Annotated in this window: 9 protein-coding genes; 8 read left to right on the forward strand and 1 reads right to left on the reverse strand. The window is 64.6% G+C overall.

Going from position 1 to position 12,744, the window contains the following annotated elements:
- Positions 1–190: 190 nt before the first annotated feature.
- The gene (locus tag ACYAF3_RS05650) at positions 191–1,804 is read left to right on the forward strand and encodes an ABC transporter substrate-binding protein (protein ID WP_003112863.1); all 1,614 of its coding nucleotides are present in this window, start codon (positions 191–193) and stop codon (positions 1,802–1,804) included.
- A 93-nt stretch (positions 1,805–1,897) separates the two neighbouring features.
- Positions 1,898–3,496: an ABC transporter substrate-binding protein gene (locus ACYAF3_RS05655; RefSeq protein WP_003123313.1), complete on the forward strand. Its 1,599-nt coding sequence runs from the start codon at positions 1,898–1,900 to the stop codon at positions 3,494–3,496.
- 67 nt (positions 3,497–3,563) lie between these two features.
- Here ACYAF3_RS05655 and mdpA read toward each other — a convergent pair whose 3' ends face one another.
- Positions 3,564–4,781, reverse strand: coding sequence for a metallopeptidase MdpA (gene mdpA / locus ACYAF3_RS05660; RefSeq protein ID WP_003107426.1), 1,218 nt, complete (start codon positions 4,779–4,781; stop codon positions 3,564–3,566).
- Between the two features lie 167 nt (positions 4,782–4,948).
- On the opposite strand from mdpA, the gene psdR reads away from it, so the two are divergent.
- The 6 genes from psdR to ACYAF3_RS05690 all read left to right on the forward strand — a co-directional run bounded on the left by psdR (position 4,949) and on the right by ACYAF3_RS05690 (position 12,704).
- The gene (gene psdR, locus ACYAF3_RS05665) at positions 4,949–5,512 is read left to right on the forward strand and encodes a transcriptional regulator PsdR (RefSeq protein ID WP_003094433.1); all 564 of its coding nucleotides are present in this window, start codon (positions 4,949–4,951) and stop codon (positions 5,510–5,512) included.
- Positions 5,513–5,777: 265 nt separating this feature from the next.
- Positions 5,778–7,379 carry an ABC transporter substrate-binding protein gene (locus ACYAF3_RS05670; RefSeq protein ID WP_003158413.1) on the forward strand — a complete coding sequence of 534 codons (1,602 nt, stop codon included), beginning with the start codon at positions 5,778–5,780 and terminating at the stop codon, positions 7,377–7,379.
- Between the two features lie 224 nt (positions 7,380–7,603).
- Positions 7,604–9,058, forward strand: coding sequence for an OprD family outer membrane porin (locus ACYAF3_RS05675; RefSeq protein ID WP_003120938.1), 1,455 nt, complete (start codon positions 7,604–7,606; stop codon positions 9,056–9,058).
- 49 nt (positions 9,059–9,107) lie between these two features.
- On the forward strand, positions 9,108–10,703 hold the full coding sequence (locus ACYAF3_RS05680) for an ABC transporter substrate-binding protein (protein WP_031756832.1): 1,596 nt from the start codon (positions 9,108–9,110) through the stop codon (positions 10,701–10,703).
- A 67-nt stretch (positions 10,704–10,770) separates the two neighbouring features.
- On the forward strand, positions 10,771–11,781 hold the full coding sequence (locus tag ACYAF3_RS05685) for an ABC transporter permease subunit (RefSeq protein ID WP_003110329.1): 1,011 nt from the start codon (positions 10,771–10,773) through the stop codon (positions 11,779–11,781).
- A gap of 11 nt (positions 11,782–11,792) precedes the next feature.
- Positions 11,793–12,704, forward strand: coding sequence for an ABC transporter permease subunit (locus tag ACYAF3_RS05690; protein ID WP_003112858.1), 912 nt, complete (start codon positions 11,793–11,795; stop codon positions 12,702–12,704).
- Positions 12,705–12,744 lie beyond the last annotated feature (40 nt).

Consider the following 12,744-nt stretch of genomic DNA (forward strand, 5'->3'; position numbering starts at 1 on the left):
CGCGCAGCAAACGCGGCCTGCGTCGCGTTTGCGCAAATTCGAAAATGCGACATTCCCTTTCAAACGGATAACAACATCTACACTGAACCGACCTCGACGCTTGCGGCCGGCACATGCCCTGCATAGCTTCGCGCAAGACAGCTCACGAGGCTGTCCCTCGCAGACAATCAAAATAACCAGAGGTCACTCCATGCGTAGAAACGCCGTCATCCGCTCCGCGATCATTCCCTCGCTGCTCGGCGCAGCGCTGGTCGCCGCCGTTCCCCAGGCCTTCGCCAGCAACCTGATCTTCTGCTCGGAAGGCAGCCCGGCCGGCTTCGATCCCGCCCAGTACACCACCGGTACCGATTTCGACGCCGCGGCGGAAACCGTCTTCAACCGCCTGACCCAGTTCGAGCGCGGCGGCACCAAGGTCCTTCCCGGCCTCGCGGAAAGCTGGGACGTCAGCGACGACGGCAAGACCTATACCTTCCACCTGCGCAAGGGCGTGAAGTTCCACAGTACCGACTACTTCAAGCCGACCCGCGAATTCAATGCCGACGACGTGCTGTTCACCTTCGAACGCATGCTCGACAAGGATCATCCGTTCCGCAAGGCCTACCCCACCGAGTTTCCCTACTTCACCGACATGGGCCTGGACAAGAACATCGCCAGGGTCGAGAAGCTCGACGAGCATACGGTGAAGTTCACCCTCAACGAGGTCGACGCGGCCTTCATCCAGAACCTGGCGATGCCCTTCCCATCGATCCAGTCCGCCGAATACGCCGCGCAACTGCTCAAGCAGGGCAAGGCCAGCGACATCAACCAGAAGCCGATCGGCACCGGCCCGTTCGTGTTCAGCCGCTACCAGAAGGATGCGCAGATCCGCTTCAAGGGCAACAAGGACTACTGGAAGCCGGACGAGGTGAAGGTCGACAACCTGATCTTCGCCATCAACACCGACGCCTCGGTGCGCGCGCAGAAGCTCAAGGCCGGCGAGTGCCAGATCACCCTCAACCCGCGCCCCGCCGACCTCGACGCGCTGAAGAAGGACCCGAACCTGAACCTGCCGTCGCAGGCCGGCTTCAACCTCGGCTACATCGCCTACAACGTCACCCACAAGCCGTTCGACAAGCTGGAAGTACGCCAGGCGCTGGACATGGCGGTGAACAAGAAGGCCATCATCGACGCCGTCTACCAGGGCGCCGGCCAGTTGGCGAGCAACGGCATGCCACCGACCCAGTGGTCCTACGACGAGACCATCAAGGACGCGCCCTACGATCCGGCCAAGGCCAGGGAGCTGCTGAAGAAGGCCGGCGTCGCCGAAGGCACCGAGATCACCCTGTGGGCCATGCCGGTACAACGCCCCTACAACCCCAACGCCAAGCTGATGGCGGAAATGCTGCAGAACGATTGGGCGAAGATCGGTATCAAGGCGAAGATCGTCACCTACGAATGGGGCGAATACATCAAGCGCGCCAAGGGCGGCGAGCATGACGCCATGCTGATCGGCTGGAGCGGCGACAACGGCGACCCGGACAACTGGCTCGGCACCCTCTACGGCTGCGACGCGGTGGACGGCAACAACTTCTCCAAATGGTGCGACGCCGGCTACGACAAGCTGGTCAAGGATGCCAAGCGCACCACCGACCAGGGCAAGCGCACCGAGCTGTACAAGCAGGCCCAGCACATCCTCAAGGAACAGGTGCCGATCACCCCGATCGCCCACTCCACCGTGTACCAGCCGATGCGCAAGACGGTACACGACTTCAGGATCAGCCCCTTCGGCCTGAACTCGTTCTACGAGGTCAGCGTCGGCAAGTAGCTTCGCCTGCCAGCCGCGCCGCCCCGCCACGAGCGAGGCGGCGCCTCTCCCCGGGGCGGCCGACCCGGCCGTCCCGCTCCAGAGGAGTCATCCATGCGACCACGCTCTGCCCTGCGCTACAGCCTGCTGCTGCTCGCCTTCGCCGCCAGCGCCGCCATCCAGGCCCAGCCGAAGACCCTGGCGGTGTGCACCGAAGCGGCGCCGGAAGGGTTCGATCCGGCCCGCTATACCTCCGGCTACACCTTCGACGCCTCAGCCCATCCGCTGTACAACGCGCTGGCCGCGTTCGCTCCGGGCAGCGCCACGGTGATCCCGGCCCTGGCGGAAAGCTGGGACGTCTCCGCTGACGGCCTCGTCTACACCTTCCGCCTGCGCCAGGGCGTGAAATTCCACAGCACCGACTACTTCAAGCCAACCCGCGAATTCGACGCCGACGACGTGCTGTTCAGCTTCCAGCGCATGCTCGATCCGCAGCACCCCGCCCACGACCTTTCGCCCAGCGGCTACCCCTACGCCGACGCCATGCAACTGCGCGACATCATCGAGCGCATCGAGAAGATCGACGAACATCAGGTGCGCTTCGTCCTCAAGCACCCGGAGGCGCCGTTCCTCGCCGACCTGGCCATGCCGTTCGGCTCGATCCTCTCCGCCGAATATGCCGGCCAGTTGATCGCCAGGGGCAAGGGCGACGAACTCAACAGCAAGCCGATCGGCACCGGCCCGTTCGTCTTCACCCGCTACCGCAAGGATGCCCAGGTGCGCTACGCAGCCAACCCCGACTACTGGAAGGGCAAGCCGGCCATCGACCACCTGGTGCTGGCGATCACCCTCGACCCCAACGTGCGCGTGCAGCGCCTGCGCCGCAACGAATGCCAGATCGCCCTGACGCCCAAGCCCGAAGACGTCGCCGCGTTACGCCAGGACCCGCAACTGACGGTGCTGGAAGAAGCGGCGATGATCACCTCCCACGCCGCGATCAACACCCGGCACGAACCGTTCGACGACCCGCGCGTGCGCCGGGCGATCGCCATGGGCTTCAATAAGCCGTCCTACCTGAAGATCGTCTTCGGCGATCAGGCCCGTCCGGCCATCGGCCCCTACCCGCCGATGCTGCTCGGCTACGACGACAGCATCCGCGACTGGCCCTACGACCCCGAACGGGCCAAGGCCCTGCTGAAGGAAGCCGGCGTCACCCCGGACACACCCCTGAACCTCTACATCAGCACCGGCAGCGGCCCCGGCGGCAACCCGGCGCGAGTGGCGCAACTGATCCAGTCCGACCTGGCCGCCATCGGCATCCGGGTGAACATCCGCCAGTTCGAGTGGGGCGAGATGGTCAAGCGCACCAAGGCCGGCGAACACGACATGATGCTCTACAGCTGGATCGGCGATAACGGCGACCCGGACAACTTCCTCACCCACAACCTCGGCTGCGCCTCGGTGGAGTCCGGGGAAAATCGCGCGCGCTGGTGCGACAAGGGCTTCGACGAAGCCATCCGCAAGGCGCGCATGAGCAACGACGAGAGCCAACGGGTAGCGCTGTACAAGGAAGCGCAGCGGATCTTCCACGAGCAGATGCCCTGGTTGCCGCTGGCGCATCCTTTGATGTTCGACGCGCAACGCAAGAACGTCAGCGGCTACCGCATGAGCCCGATGTCGGCGCGGGACTTTTCGCGGGTGAAGCTGGACTGATCGCTGCGCCGCACGCGGGAAGCCCTGGTCCTTGCCTTCCCGCGTGCGGCGTTATCGTTCGGCCGGATCAGCCGCCGAGGCCGAAGGGATCGTCGATGGACGGGCTCGGTTGGGTGAACCAGCGCGGTCCTTCCTTCGTCATGTAGAAGTGATCCTCCAGGCGAATGCCGAACTCGCCGGGCACGCAGATCATCGGTTCGTTGCTGAAGCACATGCCGACATCCAGCGGCGTGCGATCGCCACGCACCAGGTATGGGCCTTCGTGGACGTCCATGCCGATGCCATGCCCGGTGCGGTGCGGCAGGCCAGGCAGGCGGTAGTCCGGCCCCAGGCCGTTGGCCTCCAGCGAACGCCGCGCGGCGGCGTCCACCGCCTCGCAGGGCTGGCCCAGACGCGCGGCCTCGAAGGCCGCCAGTTGGGCGTCGCGCTCCATCCCCCAGAATTCGCGCTGGCGTGCGCTAGGCGTGCCGAACACATAGCTGCGGGTGATATCCGACTGGTAGCCGTGCACCTGGCAGCCGGTATCGATCAGCACCATGTCGCCATCCTTCAGCACCTGCGCATGCTTCACCCCATGCGGGAAGGCACTGGCGGCACCGAACAGGACGATGCAGAAGGTCGAACCGGGCGCGCCCACCTTGCGGTGCGCCTGGTGGATGAACTCGGCGACTTCGGTGGTGCTGATGCCTTCGCGGAGAATGCTCGCCGCGGCCTTCTGCACTTCCAGGGTCATGTCCTTGGCCCGCTGCATCAGCGCCAGCTCCTCGGCCGACTTGCGCATCCGTCCCTGGTCGATCAGCGGCGCGGCGCTGACGAAGTTCCTGCCCGGCGCCTGTTGGCGCAAGCGCTCGAACATGCCGAACGGCAGGCTCGGACACAGTGCGACCGTGCTGCGCTCGCCCACGCCGAGCGCCTCCAGGCGATCGAGCAGCAGGCGATAGGGATCCTGGTGTTCCTCCCAGGTGTGGATGGCGCCATCGACCACCTGGAAGTCGCGCACCGTACCTTCCTCGAAGGCCGGCGCAAGGTATTCGAGGGCGCCCTCGGCGGGCAGTAGAGCACCCACCAGGCGTTCACTGGGGTGCCATTGCACGCCGCTGAAGTAACGCAGGTTGCTGCCTGCATGCAGGTACGCCGCGGCGATGCCATGCTCGCCCATCCACGCCTGGGCCGCGGCGATTCGCGCACGGTAAGACGCCAGGCCGATCGGCTGCGCGCCGTCCATCATGTTCCGCAGACGCTCCAGCGCCTGCGCAGGGGTACTCCCGCCAACACCCACGGTCATTTGTTGTTCTCCTCGTCTGGACCGGGCTGAAATTTAAGTCGAGCTTAAATTCAGGTCAAAACAAATTTTCAGTCACACTTAAAAATAGGGGTTCGGGTAGTTCATCTGTCAGACTTTATTGACGCCCCGCGCTGGGTATACTGCGCCTTTCAACAAGAGTCTCCCCAATGACCGTAGACCGCATCGGCGAACGCCTTCGTCGCTATCGCCGCGCCGCCAAGAAGACCCTGCACCAAGTCGCCAGCGAATCCGGTCTCACCGCGAGCTTCCTCTCCCAGGCGGAGCGCAACCTCACCGGTGTATCGATCTCTTCCCTGGCCAACATCGCCAAGTCGCTGAATATCCCGCTCAATGCCCTGTTCGACCAACCGGCACAACCCCAGCCCGACTCCCACGAAGGCGAGCGGGTACGCTACACCATCGAGGGCCAGCCGCTGGCCTACGAACGCCTGTCCAGCTCCTTCCCCGGCAACCTGATCAATGCGGTCAAGATGAACATGCCGGTGGGCTACCAGTCGGAGCTGATCTCCCATGAGGGCGCCGAGTTCTCCTACGTCCTGTCCGGGCAGATCGTCTACACCATCGAGGGGCGCCAGTACCCCCTCGGCGCCGGCGACTCGGTGCACTTCGACGCGACCAAGACCCATTGCCTGGCCAACGTCGGCAGCGATGTGGCGGAAGTCCTGACCATCACCACCATGGGCCTGTTCGACGACCATCCGACGCCCTGAGCCAGTCCGTAGCGCACCTTCCCATCCTGTCAGGCAAACGTTTTCGCAAGAGAAATGTTAGTCGTGCTTAATTTTCGTTGACCACAATTTCAGCATGACTTAATTTCGGCATCAGCGAATCGTCGACCAACAACAAACGGACGATCGCTGTCGCCGCACAGGGTCCATGGCTGTCACCCGCCATCCATGGAAAGGCGAGAGTTGCCATGGCCCATAAGGCCGATCCTCAGACGATGCCCTTAGAAAAAGAAAAAATGAGGTTTGCATGCGTAAGATCCTTCCCCTTCGGGCCTGGCTGGCAGCCGGTCTGATCCTCGGCTCCCCGTTCTCCCACGCCGCCAGCAACCTGGTGTTCTGCTCGGAGGGCAGCCCGGCCGGCTTCGATCCCGCCCAGTACACCACCGGCACCGACTACGACGCGACCTCGGTCACCCTGTTCAACCGCCTCGTCCAGTTCGAGCGCGGCGGCACCCGGGCGATCCCGGCCCTGGCGGAAAGCTGGGACATCGGCGACGACGGCAAGACCTACACCTTCCACCTGCGCAAGGGTGTGAAGTTCCACAGCACCGACTACTTCAAGCCGACCCGCGAATTCAACGCCGACGATGTGCTGTTCACCTTCCAGCGCATGCTCGACAAGAATCATCCGTTCCGCAAGGCCTACCCCACCGAGTTTCCCTACTTCACCGACATGGGCCTGGACAAGAACATCGCCAGGGTCGAGAAGCTCGACGAGCACAGGGTGAAGTTCACCCTCAACGAGGTCGACGCCGCCTTCATCCAGAACCTGGCGATGGACGTCGCCTCGATCCAGTCCGCCGAGTACGCCGGGCAGTTGCTCGAGGCCGGCAAGCCACAGCAGATCAACCAGAAGCCGATCGGCACCGGGCCTTTCATCCTGAGCCGCTACCAGAAGGATGCGCAGATCCGCTTCAAGGGCAACAAGGACTACTGGAAACCCGAAGACGTGAAGATCGACAACCTGATCTTCTCGATCAACACCGACGCCGCGGTGCGCGCGCAGAAGCTCAAGGCCGGCGAGTGCCAGATCACCCTCAACCCACGCCCCGCCGATCTCAAGGCCCTGCAGGAAGCGGCGAACCTGAAGGTGCCCTCGCAGCCAGGCTTCAACCTCGGCTACATCGCCTACAACGTCACCCACAAGCCGTTCGACCAGCTCGAAGTACGCCAGGCGCTGGACATGGCGGTGAACAAGCAGGCCATCATCGACGCCGTCTACCAGGGTGCCGGGCAACTGGCGGTGAACGGCATGCCGCCGACCCAGTGGTCCTATGATGAAACCATCAAGGACGCCCCGTTCGATCCGGCCAAGGCCCGGGAACTGCTGAAGAAGGCCGGCGTCACCGAGGGCACCGAGATCACCCTGTGGGCGATGCCGGTGCAGCGTCCCTACAACCCCAACGCCAAGCTGATGGCGGAGATGATCCAGGCCGACTGGGCGAAGATCGGCATCAAGGCCAGGATCGTCAGCTACGAATGGGGCGAGTACATCAAGCGCGCCCATGCCGGCGAGCATGACGCCATGCTGTTCGGCTGGACCGGCGACAACGGCGATCCGGACAACTGGCTGGCGACCCTCTACGGCTGCGACTCGATCAACGGCAACAACGTATCGAAATGGTGCGACGCGGCCTACGACAAGCTGGTCAAGGCTGCCAAGCGGGTCTCCGACCAGGACAAGCGCAGCGAGCTGTACAAGCAGGCCCAGCACATCCTCAAGGAGCAGGTGCCGATCACCCCGATCGCCCACTCCACCGTGTACCAGCCGATGAACAAGTCGGTGCATGACTTCAAGATCAGCCCCTTCTCGCGGAACGCCTTCTATGGCGTAGCCAACCAGCCCTGATGCCGACGCCACCCCGGTCGTGAAACGACCGGGGTGCAGAAGAACGGCACGACCCGTACTTCATTTCTTTGCTTTTCCTGCCCGTGTTCCAGAACGGCGCTGCGCGCGTTCCGCCAGGAGCGCTCGCCTCGCCGTATTCGACCGCCGCGCCCAGGCGCGGGCGAAACCGGCGCAAACCTGGTGGGTAAAACAGGTGCCATGACAACAATAAAGGGAGCAATCAGGTGATGAGATACCAACGAGTGACCGGCGCGACGCTGGGATTGGCCTTGATGGCATCGGCCGCGCCAGGCTGGGCAGCGGACGAGCAGGCAACCCCGCCGACCCCGGACAATCCCAGCTACGCCGCCCAGGTGCAGAGCATCCCCAGCGTGGAGAAACCGATCAAGGGCCAGGCCGGCGCCAGCGGGCTGTTCGAGGGGCAGAGCCTGACCCTGACCACCCGCAACTTCTACTCGCGGGAAAACATGAAGGACAGCTTCACCTTCCGCATTCCCAAGGCCGGCGGCGGCTCCCAGCGCATCCACCAGCGCAACGCCTGGGTCCAGGGCACGGTGCTCAAGTACAGCTCGGGCTACACCCAGGGCAGCATCGGCTTCGGCTTCGACGTCGCAGCCTTCAACGAGATCGCCCTGGAGCGCGGCAAGGGCCGCATCGGCGGCGGCGGCAACCGGACCCTGGCGAACAGCGATGGCGAGGCGATCGGCGAGTGGTCCAAGCTGGGCGTCGCCAACATCCGCCTGCGCGCCTCGAATACCGAATTCAAGGCCGGTCGCTTCCTGGTCAACACTCCAGTGTTCAGCTATATCGACAACCGTGCCCTGCCCTCCAGCTTCACCGGCTTCGCCGTGACCAGCGAGGAGCTGGACAACCTCAGCCTGCAGGCCGGCAGCTTCCGCAAGGTCAGCCCGCGGACCGGTTCCGGCGACGAGGACATGACCACCGAGTACGGCACCCGCCAGGTCAAGGGCGACCGCCTGAACTACCTGGGCGGCAACTACAAGCCGCTCGACGGGCTGGAAATCTCCCTCTATGGCTCGCATTTCCAGGACGTCTGGAACCAGTACTACCTGGGCGTGACCCACGACATCGGCGACCTCGAGAACGGCATCGCCCTGCGCACCGCCTTCAACGGCTACCACACCGGCGACACCGGCGCGCGCGAGGCCGGCTACATCGACAACGACACCTGGAGCCTGGCCTTCACCCTCGGCCATCGCGCCCACGCCCTGACCCTGGCCTACCAGCAGGTCGACGGCAACGAATACTTCGACTACGTGCACGAGACCTCGGCGATCTTCCTGGCCAACTCGATGCTGGCCGACTACAACAGCCCCAACGAGAAGTCCGCGCAGATCCGCTACGAGACCGACTGGAGCTACTACGGGGTCCCCGGCCTGAGCACCGGCGTGTGGTACGTGAAGGGCTGGGACATCGACGGCACCCACTACGACGGCGATCGCAACGGTGCCTACGGCAACTACGCCGAGGTGCGCGCCCAGGACGGCGAGAAGCACCACGAGCTGGGCCTGATGGCGGCCTACAAGGTGCAGAACGGGCCGATCAAGGACAGCACCTTCAAGCTCACCTACATGATGCACAAGGCCAGCCAGAACCAGGTCGACGGCAGCGTCAACGAACTGCGCCTGGTCAGCACCTTCCCCTTCAACCTGCTGTAAACCTGCGACAACCGGCGGCCCCGGCGACGGGGCCCACGAGGAGGACCCCATGCTCCATCCGTTGCTCCGACACCTGCCCCTGGCCCTGGCGCTATGCGCCGCCGGCGCGGCCCAGGCGAAGAACCTGGTGGTCTGCACCGAGGCCAGCCCGGAAGGCTTCGACATCGTCCAGTACACCGGCGCGGTGACCGCCGACGCCTCCGCGGAAACCGTGTTCAACCGCCTGCTCGCCTTCCGCCCCGGCACCACCGAGGTGATCCCGGGGCTGGCCGAGCGCTGGGACGTCAGCGCCGACGGACTGAGCTATACCTTCCACCTGCGCCCCGGCGTGAAATTCCATACCACCGACTACTTCAAGCCGACCCGGAGCCTGAATGCCGATGATGTGCTGTGGACCTTCCAGCGCGCCCTCGATCCGAAGCATCCCTGGCATGCCTCGGCGCTGCGCGGCTACGCCTACTTCGACGCGATGGGCATGGGCGAGCTGATCAAGTCGGTGGAAAAGGTCGACGAGCTCACCGTGCGCTTCGTCCTCAACCGTCCCGAAGCGCCGTTCCTGCGCGATATGGCGATGCCCTTCGCGTCCATCTATTCCGCCGAGTACGGCGACCAGTTGCTCGCCGCCGGCAAGCAGGGCCAGCTGAACAACCAGCCGATCGGCACCGGGCCGTTCGTCTTCAAGCGCTACGCCAAGGACGCCCAGGTCCGCTATACGGCGAACCCGGACTACTACGCCGGCAAGCCGCCGATCGACAACCTGGTGTTCGCCATTACCCTCGATCCCAACGTGCGCATGCAGAAGGTCCGTGCCGGCGAGTGCCAGGTCTCGCTGTACCCGAAACCGGAGGACGTGCCGCGCCTGAAGCAGGACCCGAACCTGGCGGTGGACGAGATCGATGCCCTGCTGACCACCTACATTGCCATCAACACCCAGCACAAGCCGCTCGACGACCCGCGCGTGCGCCAGGCGATCAACCTCGCGGTGGACAAGAAGGCCATGCTCGACGCGGTGTTCGGCCCCGGCGCGGCCACCCCTGCGGTCGGTCCCTACCCGCCGACCCTGCTCGGCTACAACCACTCGATCCAGGACTGGCCGCACGACCCCGAACGTGCAAAGGCGCTGCTCAAGGAGGCCGGCGCGGAAAACCTGAAGATCACCCTGTTCATTCGCAACGGCACCTCGCCTACCATCCCCAATCCGGCTCTGGCGGCACAGATGCTGCAAGCGGACCTGGCCAAGGCCGGCATCCAGATGACCATCCGTTCGCTGGAGTGGGGCGAGCTGCTCAAGCGTTCGAAGGCTGGCGAGCACGACCTGTCGCTGCTCGGCTGGGCCGGCGACAACGGCGACCCGGACAATTTCCTCAGCCCGAACCTGAGCTGCGCCGCCGCCGAGTCGGGGGAAAACCAGGCGCGCTGGTGCGACAAGGACTTCGAGGCGCTGATGCGCAAGGCCCGCGAGCTGAGCGATCCGGCCGAGCGGGCGAAACTGTACGAGCAGGCCCAGGTGGTATTCCACGAACAGGCACCGTGGATTCCGCTGGCCTACCCGAAACTGTTCAACGTCCGGCGGAACACCGTCCAGGGCTATGTGATCAATCCGCTGAGCAACAACAACTTCGCCACCACCTCGGTGAAGCCGTAGAAGAACAAGGGCCACAGCCCCGTCGATGGCGGGGCGCATGGCTCGCGATGAGGAGTTACCCGCCACCATGCTTAGTTTCATTGCTCGACGACTGGGGCTGCTGATCCCCACCTTCTTCGGCGTGACCCTGCTCACCTTCGCGCTGATCCGCCTGATTCCCGGCGACCCGGTGGAAGTGATGATGGGCGAGCGCCGCGTCGACCCGCAGATGCACGCCGAGGCCCTGCACCGCCTGGGCCTGGACAAGCCGCTGTACCAGCAGTACCTGGACTATGTCGGCAACCTCGCCCAGGGCAACCTTGGAAAATCCATACGCACACATGAGCCTGTCTGGAATGAGTTTCTCACGCTATTTTCAGCCACCCTGGAACTTTCATTCGCAGCAATGCTTTTTGCCGGCACACTCGGCCTCCTAGCAGGAGTGGTAGCCGCACTCAAGCGAGGTTCGATTTTTGACCACGGAGTAATGACAATATCTCTAGCGGGCTACTCAATGCCGATTTTTTGGTGGGGCCTGCTCTTGATCATGCTCTTTTCCGTTTCATTAGGCTGGACTCCTGTTTCTGACCGTATCGGCGTGCTGTATGAGGTGGAGCCGAAGACCGGCTTCATGCTCATCGACACCCTGCTCTCCGACGAGGAAGGCGCGTTCCTCGACGCCGTGCGCCACCTGATCCTGCCGGCCATCGTGCTGGGCACCATCCCGCTGGCGGTGATCGCCCGCATGACACGCTCGGCGATGCTCGAGGTCCTGCGCGAGGACTACGTGCGCACCGCCCGCGCCAAGGGCTTGTCGCCGGCCCGGGTGGTCTTCGTGCACGCCCTGCGCAACGCGCTGATCCCGGTGCTGACGGTGTTAGGCCTGCAGGTCGGCACCCTGCTCGCCGGCGCGGTGCTGACCGAGACCATCTTCTCCTGGCCGGGCATCGGCAAGTGGCTGATCGACGCCATCAGCGCTCGCGACTACCCGGTGGTGCAGAACGGCATCCTGCTGGTCGCCACCCTGGTCATCCTGGTCAATTTCGTCGTGGACATCCTCTACGGCCTGGCCAACCCACGCATTCGCCACCAACGCTGAGGAGCGAGCCGATGAACGCCATGCACAACGCTCCCGCCAGCGACCCGAGCCTGGTCTACCCGTCCCCGCTGAAGGAATTCTGGCAAGCCTTTACCCGGAACAAAGGTGCCGTCGGCGGCCTGCTGTTCATGCTGCTGATCGTGTTCTGCGCGCTGTTCGCCCCCTGGGTCGCGCCCTACGATCCGAGCGAACAATTCCGCGACTTCCTGCTGACCCCGCCGTCCTGGCTGGAGGGCGGCCAGGCGCGTTTCCTGCTCGGCACCGACGAACTGGGCCGCGACCTGCTCTCGCGGCTGATCCACGGCGCCCGCCTGTCGCTGCTGATCGGCCTGTCCTCGGTGGTGATCTCGCTGGTCCCCGGCATCCTCCTCGGCCTGCTCGCCGGCTTCTCGCCGAACCGTGCCGGGCCGCTGATCATGCGCCTGATGGACATCATGCTGGCGCTGCCGTCGCTGCTGCTGGCGGTGGCCATCGTGGCGATCCTCGGCCCGGGCCTGATCAACACCGTGATCGCCATCGCCATCGTCTCGCTGCCGGCCTACGTACGCCTGACCCGCGCCGCGGTGATGACCGAGCTAAACCGCGACTACGTCACCGCCTCGCGCCTGGCCGGCGCCGGCACCCTGCGACTGATGTTCGTCTGCGTGCTGCCGAACTGCATGGCGCCGCTGATCGTCCAGGCCACCCTGAGCTTCTCTTCGGCGATCCTCGACGCCGCCGCCCTCGGCTTCCTCGGCCTCGGCGTGCAACCGCCGACCCCCGAGTGGGGCACCATGCTCGCCTCCGCCCGCGACTACATCGAGCGCGCCTGGTGGGTGGTCAGCCTGCCCGGCCTGACCATCCTGCTCAGCGTACTGGCGATCAACCTGATGGGCGACGGCCTGCGCGACGCCCTCGATCCGAAACTGAAGAACGCGGCATGAGGAGCACAACCATGAACAGCGCATCCGTATCCGTGCCACA

The organism is Pseudomonas sp. TZ252 (genome assembly GCF_056110345.1).